We start from the raw sequence: 22,850 nt of genomic DNA, 5'->3' as shown, positions 1-22,850 counted from the left end.
GTCGTGCTGATCGTTCGCCCGAGCCGGCTGGCAGACCTTGCGCAGATCGAGCGCATGGCCACGGCCAGCGGTCCGGCGGTGCATACGCTGCCCGCACATCGTGACCGCCTGTTCGAGAAGATCAAGGCGTCCTCGCACTCGATGGAGAGCGAGGTCGAGGTCTACGGTGAGGAGAGCTACTTCTTCGTGCTGGAGAATGTGGCCACCGGGCAACTGCACGGCACCTCGGCACTGGTGGCCTATGCGGGCTACTCCGAGCCGTTCTACGTCTACCGCAATGACATCATTGTGCATGCTTCCCGTCAGCTCAAGGTGCATAACCGCATCCACGCGCTGACGCTCAGCCATGACCTCACCGGCGATACCCAGCTCTGCTCGTTCTACATCGACCCCGAGCTGGCCGGCACCCACTACCCGCGCCTGCTGTCGCGTGCCCGGTTGCTGTTCATCGCCCAGCACCCGCAGCGCTTTGCCAGCAATCTGATGGCGTTTTTGCCGGGGGTGTGTGATGCGCAGGGCAAGGCACCGTTCTGGGAAAGTGTTGGCCGCAAATTCTTCGGTATCGACTACAACCAGGCCGAATATTTCTCCGGGGTGAAGGACAAGACCTTTATCGCCGAGTTGATGCCGCACTATCCGATCTATGTCCCGCTCTTGTCCGACGCCGCCCAGCAGGCCATGGGGCAAGTGCACAGCGGTTCCATGTTGCCCTTCAACATCCTGCTCAGTGAAGGTTTTGAAGCGGACAACTACATCGAGATTTTCGACGGTGGCCCGGTGGTCCGGGCCCGCCGTGACGCCTTGCGCAGCGTGCGTGAAAGCCAGCTGCGCCCGGTAAGGCGAGGCAAACAGCCTGCCGGGCAGGTGTGGTATCTGGTGGCCAGCACGGCTGTGATGCGATTCCGCGCCATGCTGCTGCAGTTGCCAGAGACCCTGCCGGATGAGCTGCTGCTGGCGCAGCAAGTGGCGGATGCCCTGGAACTCGACGACGGCGATGAAGTCCGCCTGACCCGCTTGTAAGCAAACTGTTTTCTGAAAGCCCCTCCCCATGATGATCGTTCGCCCGATCCGCAGCGATGACGTGTCTGCGCTGATGCAACTGGCCAGCAAGGCCGGCATTGGCGTGACCACCTTGCCGCAGAATGAAGAACGTCTGGCTGCCAAGATCGACCGTGCGGTACGCACCTGGCGCGGCGAAGCCAGCCGCGAAGAGCAAAGCTATGTGTTCGCGCTGGAAGACTTGAGCGAGCGGCGGGTAGTGGGTATCTGCGCCATTGAGGTGGCGGTGGGCCTGTCCGAGCCATGGTACAACTACCGCGTGGGCACCCTGGTGCACGCCAGCAAGGAGCTGGATGTCTACACCCAGATGCCTACGCTGTTCCTCAGTAATGACCATACCGGCTACAGCGAGCTGTGCTCGCTGTTCCTCGACCCCGACTATCGCCACAGCCGCAATGGCTCGCTGCTCTCCAAATCGCGCTTCCTGTTTCTGGCCGAATTCCAGGACCGGTTTGCCGAAAAGCTGGTGGCCGAGATGCGCGGTGTGTCGGACGAGCAAGGCCGCTCGCCCTTCTGGGAAAGCCTGGGAAGGCACTTCTTCTCGATCGACTTCTCACGCGCGGATTACCTGACCGGCATCGGGCAGAAGTCGTTTGTGGCCGAGCTGATGCCCAAACACCCGCTCTACGTTACCTTCCTGACCGATGAAGCCCAGGCGGTGATCGGCGCGGTCCACCCGCAGACCGAACCGGCACGCGCCATGCTGACGGCAGAAGGCCTGCGCTATGAAGGCTATGTTGATATTTTCGACGCGGGCCCGACGCTGGAAGCCTATGTACGCGATATCCGCGCCGTGAAGGACAGCCGCCTCTACCATGCTTCGGTGCAGCCGGAAGCGGGGGAGGGGGAGGTTTATCTGGTGTCCAACACCCGCTATGACCACTATCGCAGCATTCTGGCGCGAGCCAGCCAGCTGGGCGAAGTCTTCCCGCTCAGCGCCGAAGAGGCCGCCGCGCTGGACGTCGCGCCGGGCGACCTGCTGCGTGCTGTACCGCTGATTCCGAAGGAGAATATGTAATGTCGATTTTGCATCCAGCCCTGTATTGGGGTGGGCAATGGCGTACCGGGCACGGCAGTGTGCTGGAATCGCTGCACCCGATCACGCAAGCCGCCTTGTGGCAGGCTTCGGCCGCCAGTCCGGTAGATGTGGATGCGGCGGTGGCTGTGGCGCGTGCGGCCTTCCCCACCTGGGCCCGCCAGCCGCTAAGTACACGCATCGACATCCTCAAGCGCTTTGCAGTGTTGCTCGGTGAACACAAGGCCCGGCTGGCGGAGGTGATCGGTGCCGAAACCGGCAAGCCGCGCTGGGAGGCACTGACCGAAGTGGCCACCATGATCAACAAGGTGGATATCTCCATCAAGGCGTATGAAGAGCGCACCGGTGAGAAGCATGGCCAGCAGGGCGACGCTCGCGCCGTGTTGCGCCACCGTCCGCATGGTGTGGTGGCGGTGTTTGGCCCCTATAACTTCCCCGGCCATTTGCCGAATGGCCATATTGTCCCGGCGCTGCTGGCGGGCAACTGCGTGCTGTTCAAGCCCAGCGAGCTGACGCCGTGGGTGGCAGAAGAAACCGTCAAGCTGTGGCACGAGGCCGGTTTGCCTGCCGGGGTGATCGCCCTGTTGCAAGGTGGGCGTGAAACCGGCATGGCGCTGGCCGCCCACCCCGGGCTGGATGGCCTGTTCTTTACCGGCAGCTCGCAGACCGGTCACCTGCTGCACCAGCAGTTCAGTGGTCAGCCGGAAAAGATCCTGGCCCTTGAAATGGGCGGCAACAATCCGCTGATCGTGCAGGATGTGTCGGATGTCCGCGCTGCGGTACACCACACCATCCAGTCCGCCTTCATATCGGCGGGGCAACGCTGCACCTGCTCGCGCCGTCTGCTGGTGCCGTATGGCGAGGCGGGTGATGCCTTCCTGCAGCAATTGTGCGAGGCCACGGCACGGCTTAAGGTTGGTGCCTATGATGATACAGAGCAGCCCTTCATGGGGGCGGTGATTTCCCTGCAGGCGGCACAGGCGCTGGTGCAGGCCCAGGCGCGCCTGTTGGCACTGGGTGCGCGTCCGCTGCTGCAATTGACCCAGCCGGATACGGGCTCGGCGTTGCTGACACCGGGCATTCTGGATGTGACAACGGTGGCCGAGCTGCCGGACGAAGAGTATTTTGGCCCCTTGTTGCAGGTACAACGCTATAACGACTTTGATGAGGCATTGCGACTGGCCAACGCCACCCGCTTTGGCCTGGCTGCCGGGCTGCTGTCCGATCGACGTGATCTGTATGACCGCGTGTTGCTGGAAATCCGTGCCGGTATCGTCAACTGGAACAAGCCCTTGACCGGTGCCAGCAGCGCGGCGCCCTTTGGCGGCATCGGCTGCTCGGGCAACCACAAGCCCAGCGCCTACTATGCCGCCGATTATTGTGCGTGGCCGATGGCCTCGCTGGAAAGTGATGCGCTGCAGATGCCGGACAGCCTCAGTCCGGGTCTGGTACTGTAAAACAGGAGTTCACCCCCCATGCGTGCCTTTGAAGTCAATTTTGACGGCCTGGTTGGCCCTACCCACAACTACAGCGGGCTGTCGTTCGGCAATGTGGCGTCCACCAGTAACCTGAAGCAGTATTCCAACCCGAAGCTGGCGGCCAGGCAAGGGTTGCAGAAAATGAAGGCGCTGGCCGACATGGGCTTCAAGCAAGGCGTGCTGGCACCGCAGGAGCGCCCCAGCGTGGCCACCTTGCGCAAGCTGGGGTTTAGCGGCAAGGACCACGAGGTAATCCGGCAGGCGGCGCAGCAGGCCCCGGCCATCCTCGCCGCCTGCAGTTCGGCGTCTTCCATGTGGACGGCCAATGCGGCCACCGTCAGCCCGTCGGCGGATACCGAGGACGGCTGTGTCCATTTCACCGCCGCCAACCTCAACAATAAATTCCACCGCGCCATTGAACACCCGACCACCAGCCGGGTGCTGAAAGCCATGTTCGCCGATGAGTATTACTTTGCCCATCACGCGGCCCTGCCGCCGGTGGCAGCGTTTGGGGATGAAGGGGCGGCCAACCATACCCGCTTCTGTGGTGATTATGGCAAGCCGGGGGTCGAGTTCTTCGTCTATGGCCGTGCCGCCTTTGCGCAGGGCCAGCCGGAGCCACGCCGTTTTCCTGCACGGCAAACGCTGGAAGCCAGCCAGGCCGTTGCCCGTCTGCATGGTCTGACGGATGACGGCGTGGTGTATGCCCAGCAGGATCCGGACGTGATCGACATGGGTGTGTTCCATAACGATGTGATTTCGGTCGGCAACCAGAATGTGCTGTTTCACCACCAGCGCAGTTTCCTCGATCAGCAGCGGGTGCTGGACGAGCTGCAGCGCAAGCTGGCGGCCAAAGGGGTGGAGTTCAAGGCGATCGAAGTACCGGAAGCCGCGGTCTCGGTGGAAGATGCCATCCAGTCCTACCTGTTCAACAGCCAGTTGCTGACCAAAGCGGATGGCCGCATGATGATCGTGGTGCCGGAAGAGTGCCGCGACAATCCGCGTGTGGCGGCGTATCTGGATACGCTGGTGCAGAGTGGCGGCCCGATTGACGCTTACAAGGTATTTGATCTCAAGCAAAGCATGCGCAACGGCGGCGGCCCGGCGTGCCTGCGCTTGCGTGTGGCGCTGACCGAAACCGAGCTGGGCGCGGTCAACCCGGCGGTGCTGATGAATGATGAGCTGTTCCGCCAGCTCAATCAGTGGGTAGACAAGCATTACCGCGATCAGCTGAGCGAGGCCGATCTGGCCGATCCCGCGCTGCTGCAGGAATGCCGTACCGCGCTCGACCAGCTGACGCAGATCCTGCGGCTGGGTTCGGTTTACCCGTTCCAGCTGTAAAAAAATCCCGGTCGGGGGTTGTACAAGCATGGAACGTTCGTTCTATAATGCGTGCATTCGCTGTATCGACCCCTGACATCGCTGACGAGGACTTCACCGCATGGACGATAACAAGAGCAAGGCACTGGCTGCTGCACTGGCGCAGATCGAAAAGCAGTTTGGCAAAGGCTCCATCATGAAGATGGGCGAAGGCCAGATTGAGAAAGACCTGCAAGTGGTGTCCACCGGTTCGCTGGGGCTTGATATCGCACTGGGCGTGGGCGGCTTGCCGCGTGGCCGTGTGGTGGAAATCTATGGCCCGGAATCGTCTGGCAAGACCACGCTGTGTCTGCAGGTGGTGGCCGAGGTGCAGAAGCAGGGCGGCGTGGCAGCCTATATTGACGCGGAAAACGCGCTGGACCCGACCTACGCCCAGAAGCTGGGCGTGCAGGTGGGCGAGATGCTGATCTCCCAGCCGGATACCGGTGAGCAGGCGCTGGAAATTGCCGACATGTTGGTTCGCTCCGGCGGCGTCGACATCATCGTGGTCGACTCGGTAGCGGCACTGACGCCGAAGGCTGAAATCGAAGGCGAGATGGGCGACAGCCACGTGGGCCTGCAGGCCCGCCTGATGAGCCAGGCCCTGCGCAAGCTGACGGCCAACATCAAGCGCACCAATACCCTGGTCATCTTCATCAACCAGATCCGCATGAAAATCGGGGTGATGTTTGGTAGCCCGGAAACCACCACCGGCGGCAATGCCCTCAAGTTCTACGCCTCGGTGCGGATGGATATCCGCCGCATCGGCTCGATCAAGAAGGGCGAAGAAGTGGTGGGTAATGAAACCCGCGTCAAGGTGGTGAAGAACAAGGTGTCGCCGCCGTTCCGCGAGGCGCTGTTTGACATCCTCTACGGCGAAGGCATCTCCCGCGAAGGCGAAATCATCGAGCTGGGCGTGCTGCACAAGATCATCGAAAAGTCCGGCGCCTGGTATGCCTACAACGGCAGCAAGATCGGCCAGGGCAAGGACAATGTGCGCGAATTCCTGAAAGACCATCCGGCGATGGCGCAGGAGATCGAAACCAAGGTCCGTGCCGCCGTGGGTGTGGCGGCCCCGCAGTTCACCCCGACCGCTGAAGAGCTGGCGGATGCGGACGCGGAGCCGGAACTCGGCTGAGCCCGCTGATTGCGGATGGCCCCGACCAAACTGAGCCTGGAAGCCCGGGCCATCCAGCTGCTCTCACGCCGGGAGTATTCCCGGCTGGAGCTGCAGCGCAAGCTGGCGCCCCATGCTGAAAGTGTCGAGCAACTCGACGCCCTGCTGGACCGCCTGGCCGAGCGGCGTTGGCAATCGGACAGCCGCTTTGCCGAACAATGGGTCAGCAGCAAATCTGCCCAGTACGGCAGCCGCTACCTGAAGCACACTCTGCAAGAGCGCGGCATCCGTGGCGAAGCGCTGGATGAAGCGCTGGCCAGTGTGGCCGATAGCGAGCTCGAACGGGCTCGCGCCGCTTGGCGCAAGAAATTCCCGCAAGCCGCCAGCACGCCCGCTGAGCAGGCCCGGCAGATTCGCTTCCTGGCCAGCCGTGGTTTTCCGCTGGGCCTGATCCGCCAGGTGCTGAACGGCGTGGATGAGCTGCTGCCAGATGATGAATAGCTATTCACATCCATGCCACACCTTGGTCTTTTCTTGCTGTAAACGCAGTCATCTGTCTTGACGTTGTAATATTGTTGGCGAAAACTACACCCTTTGTTGACAAAAAAAGGGCGAGCCACGCCCGCCAGTGAAAGAGAGACGTCATGCAGAAAACCCTGTTGGCCTTTGCCGTGAGTGTGGCGCTGGTTGGTAACAGCCATGCTGCCGAAGTGCGCCTGCGCATTCTGGAAACCACCGACATTCACATGAACCTGCTCAACTACGATTATTACCAGGATCGTAGTACCGACGAGTATGGCCTGGCCAAGACCATCAGCCTGATCAAGGCCGCGCGTAACGAGAGCAAGAACAGTCTGCTGTTCGACAATGGTGACCTGCTGCAGGGCAACCCGCTGGGTGACCTGGTGGCGAAGATCAAGCCGCTCAAAGCCGGTGAGACGCACCCCGCCTACAAGGTGATGAACACCCTGCAGTACGACGCGGGCAATATTGGCAACCATGAATTCAACTACGGGTTGCCGTTCCTCAAGCAGTCACTGGCGACCGCCCGCTTCCCCTATGTCAATGCCAACGTCTATCTGGACGACAAGGACGGCAAGAACGAACGCCACGCGTTCACCCCCTATCTGCTGCTGGATCGCAAGGTGGTGGACGAGACCGGGCAAAGCCACACCCTCAAGGTCGGCGTGATTGGTTTTGTACCGCCGCAGATCATGAGCTGGGACAAGGCCAATCTGGAAGGCAAGGTGGTGGCCAAGGACATCATCAAGACCGCGCAGCGCTATGTGCCGGAGATGCGGGCCAAGGGCGCGCAGCTGGTCATCGCCATTCCGCACTCCGGGTTTGAGAAGGGCGAGCTGGGCGACCTAGCCGAGAATGCCGTAGCCGGTCTCGCCAATGTGCCGGGGGTGGATGCCATTCTGTTTGGTCATGCCCACGCTGAATTCCCCAGCAAGTCCTTTGCCAGCCACCCCAAAGTCAATCTGGAGCAAGGCACCATCAATGGCATCCCGTCGGTGATGCCAGGCCGCTGGGGCGACCATCTGGGCGTCATCGACCTCAAGCTGGATAATCAGAGCGGACAATGGAAAGTGGTGGACAGCAAAGCCAGCATCCGCCCGATCTTTGACCGTGCCAACAAAAAGCCGCTGGTCGATGCCGACCCTGCGGTCGCCCAGCTGATTGGCCAAGAGCATGCCGATACCCTCAGCTATGTACGTGGCAAAGTGAGCGAAAGCAGCGCCCCGATCTACAGCTATTTCGCACAGGTGGCGGATGATTCCTCGGTGCAGGTGGTGTCCAATGCGCAGATCGCCTTTGTCCGCACCGCCGTGCAAGGTACGGCTTACGAGAAGTATCCGATCCTGTCTGCCGCCGCCCCGTTCAAGGCCGGTGGTCGTCAGGGCTGGTCGTACTACACCGATATCCCGGCAGGCAATATCGCCATCAAGAACGTGGCGGACCTCTACATCTACCCGAATACCCTGAAGGCTGTATTGTTGAACGGTGCAGAAGTGCGCGAGTGGCTGGAAATGTCGGCCGGCCAGTTCAACCAGATCGACCCCAAGGGCGCTGCCGAACAATCGCTGATCAACGACAACTTCCGCTCGTATAACTTCGATACCATCGACGGCGTGAGCTACGACATCGACGTGACCCAGCCTGCCCGTTACGCGCTGGATGGCAAGCTGCAAAATGCAGAGGCACACCGTATCCGCAACCTCAGCTTCAATGGCAAGCCGATCGACGAGCAGGCGCGCTTTCTGGTGGCGACCAACAACTACCGCGCCTTTGGCGGGGGCAACTTTCCCGGCGTGAACGGTAGCAAGGTGGTGGTGGATTCGCCGGACGAGAACCGCGAAGCCGTCGTGCAGTATCTGACCAGCATTCCCAAGCTCAATCCGAGCGCGGACAAGAACTGGCGCATTCTGCCGGTGGCCGGTGTGAAGCTGCGCTTCCTGTCCGCAACCGCGGCCAGCAAGTATCTGTCCAATCACCCCGGCATCCGTCAGGTCAAGGACAATGGCGATGGTTCCGCGCTGTATGAGTTGGTGAACTGAAAAAACCGGGCGGGAGGGGCAGGAGAGAGTGTGCCTGCCCCGGAAATATAAAACCCGGTCTGTGAAGAGAGATTCCGGGCTTGAGACCGTTGCGAGGCTTGTCAGCTTACCTGGCTTCTGGATGGCATCCGTCGCCCGTGCGGCCAGGTTGCGGCGCCATGCCGCGTCCTGCCTGAGATGGACGGGATTTTGGCCTTGCCGCGTAGCGGCAGCTGGGGTGTCCAGCCTGGTTGTGCATGTCGCTGTTAGTGCCGGGCGATGATTTTGTCATACCTGGTTGATGCCAGTATGATGCTGTTTTGATGTGATTGATCACCAAGGGAGAAGAAGATGTTGAAGTCGATGCGCTGGTTTGCGGTACTGATGCTGTCCATGTTGCTGCTGGCCTGCCAGAAGGACCCGATCGTAGAAGACCTGAAAGCCTTTGATGCTCTGGGCAAGGAAGCGTTTGGTGACATGCAGCAGATCCAGACCGACATGAACGCCAAGATGCAGGCAGCCCCGACCATGGAAGGCAAGGCTGCCGTATTTCACGAGGTCATCGGCAAGTTTGAGGCACGGATCGCCAAGCTGAAGACCTTTGAAGCCAAGTCGCCGGAAGTGAAGGCACAAACCGACAAGATCATTGGTGGCTTTGACGACATGATGGCAGGTCTCAAAACCCTGGAGGGGGCGATGAAGAACCCGGCCCAAGGCCAGGATGCCCTCAACACCGGCATGAAGCAAGTGATGGAAGGCCAGCAAAAAGCCATGGGTGCCGTGGGTGAGCTGTCCAAGCTGGCCAAGGAGAAGGGCGTGGAGTGGAAGACTCAGTAATGGCGTGATGCCACGCACACCTCCGTGTCTGTACACGCGGAGCATGAAAAAAGCCGGGTTTCCCGGCTTTTTTCATGCCTGTCGCGGCGGGGCTGACCTTGAGGGGTTGCACTTCCTTCCTCGGCACGGTTGAAGGTGTCTTGTCAGTCCAGTGTCGGCGGTATACCCTGCTTGGTCAAAATCAAATAACAGGGGGGCACATGGCAGGCAGAACGATCAAACTCAGAAAGCTGCTGGTGGGTTTCAATCTCGCCATTATCGGCATGCTGGTGTTGCTGGTGATAACCGCGGCCGTCCGGCTGGTGCAGAATGCCAACCAGGTGCAGTCTGATCTGCAGCAGACCCAAGTACTGCCAGCTGCCATCCATGATGCCCGGTTTCATGTGGTACAGATCCAGCAGTTCCTCACCGATGTCAGTGCCACAGGCGATGGTGATGGTTTCACGGATGCGGAAGAGCACTATCAGGCCCTGCAGCAATCCTTGCAGCAGGCGGCCCGGTTAGCCCCCGAGTTGACCGACGAGGCCAGCCAGGTCACCGCGCTGAGCAACGCCTTTTACGGGGTGGGCAAGGAGATGGCGAAGCGCTATCAGCAGCAGGGCCGTGAGGCGGGCAATGCGCTGATGAAGCAGCCGCAAACCGGTTTTGATGACCGTGCCGAGGCGCTGACGAACAAGCTGGACCAACTGACACGCCATGCACAACAGCTGACTACCGCAGCCGTGCAGCTCAGCACTGCGCAGGCGGTGCAGCTGCGCAACCTGATTGTCGGGCTGGGTGTTCTGGTGCTGGGGCTGGTGGTGGTGGCGGGGCTGGTGCTGTACCGCCGCTTGTTTGAAGCCCTGGGGGGGGAGCCTGCGCTGGCCGTATCGGTCACGCGTGCGGTGGCGGCGGGGGACCTGAGCCAATCCATTATGGCGCCCGCCAGCAGCTTGTTAGGTGAGCTGGGCGGCATGCAGCAGCAGCTGCGTAACCTGTCGGGGCAGATTCGAACCTTGTCCGGCCAGCTGACCGAGGACGCTCAACAGCTGACGCATACTGCACAACGCATGGAGTCTGGCGTCACGCAGCAAGGGGATGCCACCCGCAGTATCGCCGCCGCGCTGGAGGAGATGTTCCAGAGCATGACGCAGCTGGGTGAGCGTGCCGAGGAAGTCAGCCGCGAAGCCCATTCGGTGGATCAGTCCATCAGTCAGGGCGAGACGGTCATTGCTGAAGCCGCCGACGGCATTCGCTTGATCTCCAGTCAGATCAGCGAAGCAGCGCAGGCCATCCATCAGCTGGACGGCCAGACTGAGGCGATTGCACAGATCACCAATACCATTCACGGCATTGCCGACCAGACCAATCTGCTGGCGCTCAATGCAGCCATTGAAGCGGCCCGCGCCGGTGAGTCCGGGCGGGGCTTTGCCGTGGTGGCGGACGAGGTGCGCAAGCTGGCTGAACGGACGGGAGGGGCCACGGTGGAAATCGGCCAGCAGATTACGCGCATCCGGCAGGGCATGGAGCAGGTGGTGCAGTTGATGCAGGCCAGTGTAGCCGCCTCGGGTCAGGGTGTGGTGCAGACCACGACCGCGACCGAGGCCATTGGCCAGATTCGCCAAAATGCCGGGCAGATCAACCAGAGCATCCAGTCGATTGCCGACGCGCTGGCAGAGCAGCAGCGTGCCATGCAGGATATTGCCAGTAAAGTGGAAGTGATTGCCAGCATGACCGAGGGCAATGAGCAATCCACCCACCAGGTGACACAAGCCGCCAACGGGGTACGTGATCGTGCCGAATATGTATCGGCCGCCATCGCTGTCTTCCGGCACTAAGGATAAACCACGTCATGTCACTGGAAATTACCCTATGTGGGGCTGCTGATTGGGCAGAATTGAAAGTCATCCGGCTGGCAGCCTTGCTGGATAGCCCTTTGGCGTTTGGCCTGCGCCATGCTGATCAGGTCAAGTTGAGTGATGCGGACTGGCAAGCTCGCGCGGCAGGCCAGACCCCGGCACGTTATTGGCTCGCCTGGCAAGATGGCCGAGTGATCGGCTTGATTGGCATGGTATGGGTCCAGCAGCATCCAGAGCTGATTGCCATGTGGGTTCATCCGGATGCGCGCGGCAAGGGGGTAGCGGACCCACTGATTGCGCAGGTGTTGCAGCATGCGAAAGCAGCAGGGGCGGAACACGTGCATCTGCTGGTGTCACCGGATAATCAAGCTGCCAGCCGCCTTTACCTGCGGAATGGTTTTGTCTGGCAAGATGTGTTTCAGCCACTGGAACACCAGCCCGAGATTGTGCTGCAGCAGATGGTTCGGGCGTTGTGCTGAGCTGCGACACACCAGAGGTGACTGGGCAGGTTCTTCCGGGTAGTCGCATACTGAGTACTGTTATGTCTGCATGATGGTGCAGGGATGTGATTGTATGCACTTGGTGTGCATACAGAGTAAGGATTTTCAATGTCGAAGCGCTGGTACATTTTTGTTGCCCTATTAGTGCCTTTGTTGGTGATCTGGCAGTATTTGCCGCCGAGCGACCCGGTAGCGGCTGACTTGTGGCGATTGGCTCCCGTACTGAAAGAGAGCTTGGGGGAGGTACCGCAATTGAAAGCGGACCTAGATGCCCAGATGAAGGCGGCCAAGTCTGAGGCAGATGTACTGACGGCGCAGCAGCAATTCGCCGAGCGCATCAGACGACGCACAGACCGGCTAAAGGCATTTCAGCCTCAAACAGATGAGGTGCGGGGGCATTTTATTCGCCTGGTAGCAACGATGGATGAAGCAGCAGCCGTTAACAAACAGGCAGCCGTTTTGGCGCAGGAATTGGTGCATGGTAAGCAGGATGAAGCCGCTGTAAGAGAGGGGCTAACACAGATCAAGTATCGGGCGGCTGAGGTCAGAAAGCGGATGGAAGCGGAGCTGGCTGCGTTGAAACGGCTGGCACAGGATAAACATGTGAGATTTTGAATGGTTCGCAATCAGTGGAGGTACCCTGAGTAGATCCCCAGGGTGCGCTGACTGGATTTCTAGGCAGGTGTAGAGCGGCTTGGCTATAGTCGGCTGGATTTATTACTGCAAGCGGTGAGGCAAGTGTAGGTGTTTGCAATATTGTAGTGTGCTATGTATAATGCACGCATGGACACACAACAACGCCCCCCCAGCCTGCTGAACCTGGACATCCAGCTCTGCTTTGCCCTGTATTCGGCGATGCTGGGCATGAACAAGGTGTATCGCAAACAGCTGAAAGCGCTGGGGCTGACTTACCCGCAGTATCTGGTGATGCTGGTGCTGTGGCAGCAGGATCAGTTGATTGTCACCGATATCTGCCAACGCCTGTACCTGGATACCGCCACGCTGACGCCGCTGCTGAAGCGGATGGAAGCGCAAGGCCTGGTGCTGCGCCAGCGCAGTGAGCAAGATGAGCGCAGGGTGGTGGTGAGCTTGACCGAAGCAGGCCGCGCCTTGCGTGAGCCGGCGGAAGCGGTGCCTCATTGTGTGATGCAGGCGACGCAATGCTCAGTCGATGAGCTGGTTGGCTTGCGTGAGCAATTGGTACAGCTGCGGGAGCGGCTGTTTGCCAGTCGTTGAGGTAGGGTCAGGCGGGTGTTGTGTCATGCTTTAAATATAGCAAGCTATATTATAGTAAATTAATTTTAACCCAGGGAAGGTGTCATCATGTCTCTCGATAAAGTGTTGTACCGTGCTTCTGCTCATGTTACCGGTGGCCGTGATGGCCGCGCGACCTCCAGCGATGCCCAGCTGGACCTGAAACTGACCACTCCGCGTGAGCTCGGCGGCGCAGGCGGAGCAGGTACCAACCCGGAGCAGCTGTTTGCTGCGGGCTATAGCGCCTGCTTTATGGGTGCGATGAAGGTGGTGGCCGGGCGTAACAAGGTGGCGCTGCCAGCCGATACCAGCATTGACGGTACGGTAGGCATTGGCCCGGTGGGTGCAGCCTTCGGCATTGAAGTGGAGCTGCGCATCAGCCTGCCCGGCATGCCGCGCGAACAGGCCCAACAGTTGATCGAGCAAGCGCATCAGGTTTGCCCGTACTCCAATGCTACCCGTGGCAATATTGATGTAACCCTGCTGCTGCAAGACTGAGGGAGGGTCCGGCGGGCACGCCCACCGGACCTGACCTTACACCAGCCCCAGCAGCTGCTGCAGGCGTGCGATCTCGGCACGCCATGCTTGCTGTTGCTGGGGTTTCTGCTGCTTGGGCTTGCGTGCCAGATCAGCTTCTAGCCGTGCTTCCAGCGTCAGCAGCGTTTGCAAGAGTGCCTCCTCCTCCTCCCCGGACGCGTGGCTCGCTGCAGCAGAAGATGAACCCAGGGAAGCCGACTTATGCTGCCCCAGCTGCAACCAAGCTTGCTCAGCGCTGGACCATTCAACCAGCTGGCCTTGATGAATCAGCCAGAAACGGTTGCAGCTGGCTTCGATCAGCGCGCGGTCGTGTGAGACCAGCAGCAGTGCTCCGCTAAACTGGTTCAGCTGCTCGGCCAACGCCTCCTTGCCCTCCAGATCAAGGTGGTTGCTGGGCTCGTCCAGCAGCAGCAGGTGGTGGCTGCCCAACGACAAGGCAAGGAACATCAGCCGTGCCCGCTCCCCCCCGCTGAGGGTGTCCACCTGCTGTCCATGCCGTGGGTAGGCAAAGCCGGCGCGGATCAGCGCTTGCCGCCGTTCGGCATCCTGCAAGCTGCAGTAAGGGCGCAGGGCATCGCTCAGGCTGGCATCATCCCTCAGCTGCTGCTGGCTTTGGTCGTAATAGCCTACTCGCGCGGCGGGGTGGGTACGAATGGTGCTGTCCTCAGTCGGCTGCTGCAGTTGCTGCCACAGCAGCCGCAGCAGGCTGGACTTACCGCAGCCGTTGGCACCCAGCAAGGCAATGCGGTCGCCGCTGCGCACGTAGTGCTCTGCACTGCGAAACAGCACAGGCAACGCCGGAGCGGCACGAACGGCCACTTGGTCCAGCATCAGCAGTTGCCGTCCCGGTAAGGCTTCACCAGAGAGTTGCAATACCCAGGGTGCGCCCCGACTGACGAAGGTTTGTTCTTCGCGCAGTTGTTCGGCGCGCTGTGCCATGACTCTGGCGCGTCGGCTCAGTTTCTCGTTATCAAAGTCGCGTCCCCAGATGGCCATCCGCTTGCTGCTGGCATTCAGCCGGTCGATTTCGTCCTGCTCTGCTGCGTGCCGTACCCGGGCAGCGTCATCCGCCGTTTGCAAGGCTTGTCGCGCGGCGCTGCAGGGCAGCTCAAAGCTGTACAACTGCTGATCACGCAGGATCCAGCTCTGCCGGGTGACGTTATCCAGCAGACGGGCATCGTGCGAGACCAGCAGCAGGGCACCTTTCCAATCCAACAGGCATTGCTCCAGCCAGAGCTGGGCGGGCAGGTCGAGATGGTTGCTGGGTTCATCCAGTAGCAACAGATTGGGCTCCTGCAGCAGCGCGCGGCCCAGCAGCAGCCGGGTATGCTGTCCACCGCTGAGGTCCATGGCCGGGACATCCCGCTGGTCCTGCAGCCCCAGCCGGGCCAGTTGCTGCTCCGCCAGCCAGTGGGCATCGGGGTCCGGCAGGGCATCGAGCAGCACCGCCCAGCAGCTGCGTGGTGCCAGGTGCTCAGGCAAGTATTGCTCCACCCGCTGCAGGCGGCACTGATGGGCGCGTTGCAACTGGCCGCGATCCGGGCTGAGTTCGCCCGCCAGCAAGGCGAGCAGGGTGCTTTTGCCGCAGCCATTGTGGCCGATCAAGCCAATACGGTCGCCGAGGCGCAGGGTAAAGTTCAGGTTGCTGAACAGGGGGCCATCCACCGTGTCCAGATGAAGATCAAGTGCAGAAAGTAGGGTAGTCATCGTGCTTTTGCCAGAATAAAGGGCGAACTCGCCCGTTTCGACAGATGCACTGGCGATGACGGTAGCCGGAATGGCTCAATGAAAGGGGAATTGAGGGCGCTCCGACCCGCTCATCGCAGTGCGACGGGAAGCGGGAAAGCGCAGACAGCTATACCAAAGTAGCGCAACTGTGCGTTATTGAGCTTGAACACGTTGGTCTGAAACATCCGATTTACCTCCTTTCTGGTCTGAGGTGTGGAAACAGGCGAGTATATTGCCAATCCGTCCTCGGGGTGGTCAAGTCTCTGCTGCGGGCAATTGTTGCATGAACAGATGGCAGCTGGCGGCGGCAATGATGGCCGGCAGGAACAGGCCGATCAAGGGTACCAGCGCAAACAGCGAGAGCAGGATACCGAGCCCGGTCATGCGCAGCCGGTTGCGGCGCAGCAGCTGCCGTACCGTCGGTTCATCGGCCAGCCCGTCCATGGCATCATTGGCCAGGCTGCGCACATTGAAATAGCTCACCAGCACAAACAGCAAGGCGCCGCCGATCACCGGCAAGGCCAGGCAGACCAGCGCCAGCAGCAGGAAGAGGCTCCAGCCCCGGATGATGGTGAGGATCACACTGGGCAGCGAGCGCTTCACGTCGGTGCGCAGATGCGGGTATCGCTTGAGGCAATGCTGCTGCACCAGGCGAATGAAAAACAACTCCACCACCAGCCGGATGGTAAGCAGAACGGCCAGTGTGTAGCACAGGGAGGTCAGTGCCCAACCCAGCATCCAGCTGCCGAGGCGGACCCACCAGCGCGGGTCGGCGATATCGGGTGTCAGGGTGTAGTTCACCCCGAACCAGCCCATCACGGTATGCGCCAGCCAGGCTGAGCCCTGCAGCAGCGCCTGCATGATTTCATGGCCCCAGAACACAAAAATGAACAGCCACAGTACGCTGCTGAACACGGTGATGCAGAGGGAGATCAAGGCCAGCAGGGGATTGAAACCATCACGCAGCCCCAGCAGGAAGCTGCGGCCGACATAGGCGGGCGGTGGATTGCTCATGGTGGAGTGCGGCTCCGGTCTGTGCGGGTGAGATGGCCGGGCCGTCTGAACAGCGTGCATGCCGAAGGCCCGGACCATTCGTCATGGTTCAAGGACGGAGGGGGTCTCCCTCTGGTCTGCGTGAACCGCCCCAGCGGATGGCGACGGTTCACTGATCTTGCGAAGGGATTACTCGTCCGTCAGTTTGCGGGTTTCGGCTTCGAATGCTTGCAAGCTCGGGAACACCCGCTTCAGCACCGTGATCTGGCCGGCTGCCACCTTGAACTCCGTGGACAGGGTATCACCGTCACGGCGGATCAGCTGAGCCTTGACCAAACGCTCCATTCTGTCTGCCTGGTAATTGGACTCCATCGCCTTGAGCAGGGCTTCGGACACACTGCCCTTGCCTTCAATGAGCAGCTTGTTCTGGATGGCGGCCCAGTTGAAGCCGCCAATGTCGGCATCGGTCAGACCCTTCAGGGTGACGCTCAGATCACCCTGTATGCTGCGGTTCGCCGCCGTTTTCATGACAAATTTGTCGATGCTGATGGTCGGGTCATGCTTGGCGATGGTGGTCCAGTTGGCAATCATCACTGCACCCATGCCAAAGGCCGCAGAACCCAGCTGCTTCTCCATGTCCTGGTAATTACCATTCAGGTTCTGCCGGAGCAGATTACGATACATGACCACCATGCTATCCGTCAGGCCGCGCAAGGATTCAGCATGGATATGCTTCAGGCTGAAACCGAACTCCAGACTGCGGATCGGATCCTTGCCCAGTGCCAGACCATCCGCATTACCCTGAATGTCGCCCAGCTTGTAGGACACACTTTGATTGTAGAAACCATCCTTCAGCTCGCCGTTGCCGCTGACCTGGATGTCCTTGATCGTGACCTGCTGCGTTTTCATCTTCACCGGGGGCTCGGCTACCGCGTCGCTGGCGGCGGCCTCTCCAGCGCTGGCCTCGCTGGCGGGCATCTCTGCGGCCAGCTCCTCGGCGGCATAGTCCCGTTTCTGTTCCGTAAATGACATACTGCCCAGGCTGAACTGGTGCTGTGCATTGTTGATGTCCAGCTTGCCGTCAGTGGCGCGGATCTCGCCTTCCAGCACCATGTCTTTCAGCGCACCACCGGTTTTTTTGTCTTTGCCGGTAAAGGATAGCTGCGGCAGGGCAAAGCGGTAGCGGATGTGGCTCAGTGCAGAATCAAAATCCAGCGTGTGGGTGGTGGCGGCTGAGACAAACTGCTCGCCATTGTCCTCAAAGCGGACCTCGCCTTGTTTGAAGAAGGCATGGCGGGTATTGTCGAGGCCGACATGGTAACCCACCGCCAGCAGATTCTTGTGCTGCTCCAGCCAGGCTTTGGTCTTGGCATCCAGTTTGGCCAGTATCTTGGGGTCCACCTCAAAATCCACGGCATACCAGCCCAGCTTCCAGCCATCTGCCGTCTTCAGCAGGGGGCCATTGTGGATGTGCTGCAGGATGGTCAGCTTGTCCGGGGTGCCCGGAATGGTCAGATCAAACTGTGCTTCAGAATTGAACACGCCCTTGTGGTACTGGGCATTCTTCAGCTGCAGCTTCTGGTCCAGCCAGCCCTCACCGATCTCCTTGTTGAACCAGACGTAGGCGGCACGCAGGTCGGTTTCTGCCTTGTGCGCGGCATAGAAGGTGGTACCGCCTGCGGCAACAGCCAGCACGCCGACAGTGATCAGGCTGAGTTTGAGTTTGTTCATCAAAGGTCCAATGAAAAAGCGGGTCAGGTAGAAGGTTCGCGTGTCGCTATTGCTTATTATGACTGGTGATTGAGGCTCATCTGCTGTTGCAGACTCTGCTCACGTGCCACCAGTTCCTGAATCGTGCGAATATGTTGCTGATATTGATTCAGGCTGGACGGATTGTTGAACGTTAACTGCCCGCCTTGCAAGGTCCAATGCTTGGGGTGTTGCCGCAGCAGCTCCATCACGCTACGCATTTCCACCACAATCCTGGCTTCCAGCGTCCAGGTTTCATCGCTGGCGCTGCGGTTTTTGCGTAAACCGGCATCAAAGCTGTTCAAGTCGGCCGCACCGACGCCTTTGGCGGCCAGCTGGTCGTGGGCATGATCCAGTAGATCCTTGCTTTTCAGCCGGTAGCGTTCGACCACGGCAGCTGCCTTGTCCAGCCGTGCCAGCGACTGGCTCAGATCAGGATCGGCTTGCAGGTTGCTGGCTTCCAGCAGTTTGTCCAGCTGCAAGGCTGCAATTTCCTGGGTGTAGCCATTACGCACCTCGATCACCTGGTTGATGATCTGTCGCATGGCCAGCTCGGTGCGCCCGGTCTGGCCGGTGGCCTGGGTGGTTTCGTCCAGCTTCTGGACGACGGCCTGGCCCGAATTGGCCTGATCCATTTGCTGCTGCGCGCGCTGCATGTCTTGCATCAGGCGCTGCTCGGCTTGTCGCCGTTCCTGTTGTTTGTGGTAGCTGTAATAGCCGGAGCCCCCTGCGCTGATCACGGCGACCAGCACCACTGCGAGCCACTTGCTGTTTCCTGACATATGTCTTCCAGTTTTTGCTGTACATGCCAAACACGGCTGCATGCACTTGATTCAAATGGACTATTCTAAATGAATATTGGGGATTTGTTGAGTGGGCCGCAGGGCACGTTGCCGCGTTCAACCTGACCTGGCAACTGTCCAGCCAGACAGGGTGGCGGAAGCCGCGATGGGCTTGATCCGCATCAGCCTCTCGGCAGCGGGCTCTTGTGCCTGGCAGCAAAATCGGCAAGAATGGCAGCCATTCATTGAATTCGACAGGGTGTGCCTGCATCATGGTGTGGTTCTCCGGCAAGGCGTGGCGGATGTGGCGATGGCGTCGCGGTTAAGCGATTCCTTTTAGCCCTCTTTTTGCCCCCATTTTGTCTGGAGTAGATACCCATGTTGTCCCGTGACGCATTCCAAGCGCTCGCCCGCCAAGGCTATAACCGCATTCCGGTCACCGTAGAACTGCTGGCCGACCTCGATACCCCGCTGTCCGTTTACCTCAAGCTGGCCAACAAGCCGTTTTCCTATCTGCTGGAGTCGGTGGTGGGTGGCGAACGGTTTGGCCGTTACTCCTTCATTGGCCTGCCGTGCGAAACCCGGCTGGAAGTACGCGGCCAGCAGGTGCAGGTGCGGCGTGGTGTGGACGTGATCGAATCGCATGAAGGCGACCCGCTCGACTTCATCCAGAGCTATCAGGCCCGCTTCAAACCCGCACCGCTGCCGGAGCTGCCCCGCTTCAACGGCGGGCTGGTAGGGTACTTTGGCTACGAAACCATCCGCTACTGCGAAAAGCGGCTGGCCAATGTCGACAAGCCCGGCCACTTGGGTACGCCGGACATCCTGCTGCTGCAAAGCGAGCAGCTGGCGGTGGTGGATAACCTCACCGGCAAGTTGCATCTGGTGGTGTATGCCGACCCGAATATCCCTAACAGCTACGATATGGCGCTGGTGCGCCTCACCGAGCTGTGCCTGCAATTGCGGGAAACCGGCAAGCTGCCGCTGCAACCGGCCACCAGCGTGCAGGCTGCCGTGTCCGAGTTTGGCGAGGCCCCGTTCAAGCAGGCGGTGGACGCTGCCAAGCGCTACATCTTTGATGGCGACGCCATGCAGGTGGTACTCAGCCAGCGCATGCGCATGCCGTTTGCCGAAAACCCGCTCAGCCTCTACCGTGCCCTGCGCTCGGTGAACCCCTCGCCCTATATGTTCTACTACGATATGGGCGACTTCCACATCGTGGGTGCCTCACCGGAGATTCTGGTGCGCCGTGAGGGCGACAGTGTGCTGGTACGGCCGATTGCCGGCACCCGCCCACGCGGCGCCAACCACGAAGAAGATGTGCAGCTGGAGCAGGAACTGCTGGCCGACCCGAAGGAATGCGCCGAACACCTGATGCTGATCGACCTGGGCCGCAACGATGTGGGCCGCATTGCCGATACCGGCAGCGTGAAGCTGACCGACAAGATGGTGATCGAGCGCTACTCCCACGTGATGCACATCGTCTCCAGCGTAGAAGGCACGCTCAAGCCCGGTGTAGGCAATATGGACGTGCTGCGCGCCACCTTCCCGGCGGGTACCGTCTCCGGCGCGCCGAAAGTGCGCGCGCTGGAAATCATCAATGAGCTGGAACCCACTGCACGCGGCATCTACTCCGGCGCGGTGGGCTACCTCGGCTTCTCCGGCGACATGGACCTGGCGATTGCGTTGCGTACCGCCGTGATCAAGGACCAGACCCTCTATGTACAGGCCGGTGCCGGCATCGTTGCCGATTCCGACCCGCAGGCCGAATGGCAAGAAACCCACAACAAGGCCCGCGCCGTCCTGCGCGCCGCCGAAATGGTGCAGCAAGGGCTGGACAAGGAACGGGTGAACCTGTGGGGGCGAGGCTAAGCCCTGCTGAAATCTGCAGTCGTGTGAATCATGAAGGGGCGGTGTAACCGCCCCTTTGTCATGCGCCTGTTGACCACAGCGACCGCTCAGACACTGCTGCAGCCGCCCAGTAACTTGCTCAGCATGGTCACAAAGGCATCCACCTCGGCTTCCGCCTGATCCGTACCCAGTGGATAGCTGATGCGCAGCTTGATGAAGTGGTTGTGGCTGCCGGTCAGATACAGGTGGGAGTCCAGTATCCGGGCTTGCCCTTGCACGAGGTGATACTGGCGGTGAGCGAACTGAGGTCCGCACTGATCCGTTGCAGTTTCTGCCTTGGCGGTCTTGATCCACTCCACCCGGTCAACTTGCCCATGCTCCCACAGGGCCAGTACGTCCCCATGAGCCTGCGCGACCTGCTGGCGCACCTCTGCACTGCGATGGCCAGTCGTAACATGCTTGCGGCCGCCATCGTATGCGTAGAGCGTCAACACCATGTTGTCCTGCTTGTAGGTCAGGCTGATCCCTAGCTCCGGGCTGGGGTAGGTGTAGGCTTCCGTAAAGCGCCAGTGGCTGACCTGCTCTGGAATGCTCAGATTGATGGGGTCCAACAGGATGCCGGACGCCCACAAGGGGCGCGCAATGATGAGCAAACCCAGCCATAGCAAGGGGCGTAGCAAGAGGCTGACACGATGAAGCATGGGGTTTACTCCAGATGGTGCTGACGCTTGAAGGCGGCTACTGCGTCAAAAAAGGCCTCTGTGTGACGGACATCATAGCCAGGCACGACCACGCCCAGATAGATGAGCAGGTCATTGGCGGTGTCATTGGCCTGATCGCGGACATCCTGATGCGGATCGGTGAGGGCCCCGCTGATGATGGGGAGCACCTTGTCTAGCGACAGCGTACGGTAAGTACGGGCGGTATGGCCAAAACCCAGGATGGCATTGCTGCGGACATTGAAGTGCGGGTGTGAGGACAAATCGATCAGGATGCGCTCTACCCAGTCCCGATCGCAGTCGTCCGCATTCATGCCAATGACGATCGGTACATACAGCAGCTCTTCCGGGTCACCCCGGGCGATGACCGCTTCTACATCGGCTTCGGTCCAACCAGAGGAGAATGGCCCCATCAGCGGCTCACCTGCTGGAGCTGCTGGCGAAAATCGTTCAGCTGGGCGGTGTCCTGAAACCAGCGCTTTGGCACCAGGGTGTACAGGCTGTCATCGTGGTACAGCAAGATGACAGCCTGGTCTTCTTTATAGCGGACAAAGTCTGCCCATGGCATGCTGCCATGCCCTTGCACGCTACTTGCCGTGAAACTGGAGGTATCCCAAGAAAAAGTGATCAAGTCGGCAAAGGCTTTCCGCTGCTGATGCAGTCGGCGGATGCGGTCAGGAACGACATGGCGATGATAGGCGATGATGCTGAATGTCATGATGAAGCCAAAGGTTGCGATTTGAGTCCTCAATGTGGTGAAGTCCAGCAGGCAAAGACCCAAGCCAATTGCCAATATCAGCGAAAAGCACAAGTACTGTGACTGGCGTTGGCGTTTGTAGAACAAATGCGTGGCCAGGATATAGTCGTCGGCAGTAATGTGGCCTGATATCTGACGCTGAAACCCAGTCTGTTCAGGCTGTTCGATCACAGGCGTTTGTAGCGTCATACGCGATTCTCGAGAAAAGTGGGCAGATGGCATTTTGACTCGAATGAGCTGAGCGCACCACACTGGTATGCAGCATACCTGCTGGTTAGTGATACTCCGATTACGCCATCTCCTCCCCAAACATCATCCGATGCCCGTCAGGTGTCACCACCGCCATTTCACGGATGCCCCACGGTTTGGTTTCCGGTATGTGTAGCGGGGTCAGGCCGCGCTGGCTGAATTCCTGGTGCAGGTCGTCAATATCCGTCACCTGCACGTAGGCGATGTAGTTGTGGTCGCCCAGGGTGCTGGCGGGCGGGGTGTCCGGGCAATGCCCGATCATCAGGCGGCAGCTGCCGCGTGAGAGGAAGCTCCAGCCTCCGGTTGCAAAGTCCTCCACAAATCCCAAGCGGTCGCGATAGAACGTCACCGAGCGCTCAAGGTCCTGCACGGCCAATACAATACGGCTGGCGATCATGTCTGCCATGGATAAACTCCTGTCAAGGATTGGACTTTGTCTGTTGGTTGTGACCGCTGGCGGCAAGCTG

The 22,850-nt window shown here is 60.1% G+C and carries 22 protein-coding genes; 14 read left to right on the top strand and 8 right to left on the bottom strand.

All coding sequences use genetic code 11. The features are described 5' to 3' along the window. The first annotated feature begins 3 nt into the window (after positions 1-3). The 13 genes from ACE3O2_RS01820 (at position 4) to ACE3O2_RS01760 (ending at position 13,516) form a co-directional block, all read left to right on the top strand. Positions 4-1,020 (top strand): arginine N-succinyltransferase, encoded by a 1,017-nt coding sequence (locus ACE3O2_RS01820; protein ID WP_168876147.1) that lies wholly within the window; start codon positions 4-6, stop codon positions 1,018-1,020. A gap of 28 nt (positions 1,021-1,048) precedes the next feature. Further along, positions 1,049-2,077 carry an arginine N-succinyltransferase gene (gene astA / locus ACE3O2_RS01815; protein ID WP_374334580.1) on the top strand — a complete coding sequence of 343 codons (1,029 nt, stop codon included), beginning with the start codon at positions 1,049-1,051 and terminating at the stop codon, positions 2,075-2,077. Beyond that, complete coding sequence (gene astD / locus ACE3O2_RS01810; protein ID WP_374334579.1) at positions 2,077-3,552, top strand: succinylglutamate-semialdehyde dehydrogenase; 1,476 nt, start codon at positions 2,077-2,079, stop codon at positions 3,550-3,552. Before astA ends, astD begins: the two co-directional genes overlap by 1 nt. Positions 3,553-3,570: 18 nt before the next feature. After that, the gene (gene astB / locus ACE3O2_RS01805) at positions 3,571-4,914 is read left to right on the top strand and encodes an N-succinylarginine dihydrolase (protein WP_374334578.1); all 1,344 of its coding nucleotides are present in this window, start codon (positions 3,571-3,573) and stop codon (positions 4,912-4,914) included. Between the two features lie 100 nt (positions 4,915-5,014). After that, positions 5,015-6,070, top strand: a complete 1,056-nt coding sequence (gene recA, locus ACE3O2_RS01800; protein ID WP_374334577.1) for a recombinase RecA — start codon at positions 5,015-5,017, stop codon at positions 6,068-6,070. Between the two features lie 15 nt (positions 6,071-6,085). Further along, positions 6,086-6,550, top strand: coding sequence for a recombination regulator RecX (gene recX, locus ACE3O2_RS01795; RefSeq protein WP_374334576.1), 465 nt, complete (start codon positions 6,086-6,088; stop codon positions 6,548-6,550). A 143-nt stretch (positions 6,551-6,693) separates the two neighbouring features. Next, positions 6,694-8,610 (top strand): bifunctional 2',3'-cyclic-nucleotide 2'-phosphodiesterase/3'-nucleotidase, encoded by a 1,917-nt coding sequence (locus tag ACE3O2_RS01790; protein WP_374334575.1) that lies wholly within the window; start codon positions 6,694-6,696, stop codon positions 8,608-8,610. A 330-nt stretch (positions 8,611-8,940) separates the two neighbouring features. After that, positions 8,941-9,426 (top strand): hypothetical protein, encoded by a 486-nt coding sequence (locus tag ACE3O2_RS01785; protein WP_374334574.1) that lies wholly within the window; start codon positions 8,941-8,943, stop codon positions 9,424-9,426. A 200-nt stretch (positions 9,427-9,626) separates the two neighbouring features. Further along, on the top strand, positions 9,627-11,243 hold the full coding sequence (locus tag ACE3O2_RS01780; protein ID WP_374334573.1) for a methyl-accepting chemotaxis protein: 1,617 nt from the start codon (positions 9,627-9,629) through the stop codon (positions 11,241-11,243). 14 nt (positions 11,244-11,257) lie between these two features. After that, a complete protein-coding gene (locus tag ACE3O2_RS01775; protein ID WP_374334572.1) occupies positions 11,258-11,743 on the top strand; it encodes a GNAT family N-acetyltransferase in 486 nt (161 codons plus the stop codon). 129 nt (positions 11,744-11,872) lie between these two features. After that, the gene (locus tag ACE3O2_RS01770; protein WP_374334571.1) at positions 11,873-12,379 is read left to right on the top strand and encodes a hypothetical protein; all 507 of its coding nucleotides are present in this window, start codon (positions 11,873-11,875) and stop codon (positions 12,377-12,379) included. Positions 12,380-12,547: 168 nt separating this feature from the next. Then, on the top strand, positions 12,548-13,000 hold the full coding sequence (locus tag ACE3O2_RS01765; protein ID WP_374334570.1) for a MarR family winged helix-turn-helix transcriptional regulator: 453 nt from the start codon (positions 12,548-12,550) through the stop codon (positions 12,998-13,000). Positions 13,001-13,087: 87 nt separating this feature from the next. Next, positions 13,088-13,516: an organic hydroperoxide resistance protein gene (locus tag ACE3O2_RS01760; RefSeq protein WP_374334569.1), complete on the top strand. Its 429-nt coding sequence runs from the start codon at positions 13,088-13,090 to the stop codon at positions 13,514-13,516. Between the two features lie 36 nt (positions 13,517-13,552). Here ACE3O2_RS01760 and ACE3O2_RS01755 read toward each other — a convergent pair whose 3' ends face one another. The 4 genes from ACE3O2_RS01755 to ACE3O2_RS01740 all read right to left on the bottom strand — a co-directional run bounded on the left by ACE3O2_RS01755 (position 13,553) and on the right by ACE3O2_RS01740 (position 18,807). Continuing rightward, on the bottom strand, positions 13,553-15,262 hold the full coding sequence (locus ACE3O2_RS01755) for an ATP-binding cassette domain-containing protein (protein WP_374334568.1): 1,710 nt from the start codon (positions 15,260-15,262) through the stop codon (positions 13,553-13,555). Between the two features lie 276 nt (positions 15,263-15,538). After that, a complete protein-coding gene (locus ACE3O2_RS01750) occupies positions 15,539-16,297 on the bottom strand; it encodes an EI24 domain-containing protein (protein WP_374334567.1) in 759 nt (252 codons plus the stop codon). A gap of 168 nt (positions 16,298-16,465) precedes the next feature. Then, positions 16,466-18,007: a DUF945 family protein gene (locus ACE3O2_RS01745; protein ID WP_374334566.1), complete on the bottom strand. Its 1,542-nt coding sequence runs from the start codon at positions 18,005-18,007 to the stop codon at positions 16,466-16,468. Between the two features lie 56 nt (positions 18,008-18,063). Next, positions 18,064-18,807, bottom strand: coding sequence for a hypothetical protein (locus tag ACE3O2_RS01740; protein ID WP_374334565.1), 744 nt, complete (start codon positions 18,805-18,807; stop codon positions 18,064-18,066). A 378-nt stretch (positions 18,808-19,185) separates the two neighbouring features. Here ACE3O2_RS01740 and trpE point away from each other — a divergent pair, with 378 nt between their 5' ends. After that, positions 19,186-20,679: an anthranilate synthase component I gene (gene trpE / locus ACE3O2_RS01735; protein WP_374334564.1), complete on the top strand. Its 1,494-nt coding sequence runs from the start codon at positions 19,186-19,188 to the stop codon at positions 20,677-20,679. Between the two features lie 86 nt (positions 20,680-20,765). Here the strand turns inward: trpE and ACE3O2_RS01730 are convergent, their stop codons facing one another. From ACE3O2_RS01730 to ACE3O2_RS01715, 4 genes are all read right to left on the bottom strand, one after another. Beyond that, a complete protein-coding gene (locus ACE3O2_RS01730; protein ID WP_374334563.1) occupies positions 20,766-21,359 on the bottom strand; it encodes a hypothetical protein in 594 nt (197 codons plus the stop codon). Between the two features lie 5 nt (positions 21,360-21,364). Continuing rightward, entirely contained in the window at positions 21,365-21,790 is a 426-nt protein-coding gene (locus ACE3O2_RS01725; protein WP_374334562.1) for a hypothetical protein, read from the bottom strand. Next, entirely contained in the window at positions 21,790-22,323 is a 534-nt protein-coding gene (locus tag ACE3O2_RS01720) for a YcxB family protein (protein WP_374334561.1), read from the bottom strand. The genes ACE3O2_RS01725 and ACE3O2_RS01720 overlap by 1 nt, the downstream gene beginning before the upstream one ends. A 100-nt stretch (positions 22,324-22,423) precedes the next feature. Then, positions 22,424-22,789, bottom strand: a complete 366-nt coding sequence (locus ACE3O2_RS01715) for a VOC family protein (protein WP_374334560.1) — start codon at positions 22,787-22,789, stop codon at positions 22,424-22,426. Between the last annotated feature and the right edge of the window lie 61 nt (positions 22,790-22,850).

The organism is Leeia sp. (assembly GCF_041909055.1).
Taxonomy (GTDB): Bacteria; Pseudomonadota; Gammaproteobacteria; order Burkholderiales; family Leeiaceae; genus Leeia; species Leeia aquatica.
This window is presented reverse-complemented; position numbering and strand designations above follow the sequence as displayed.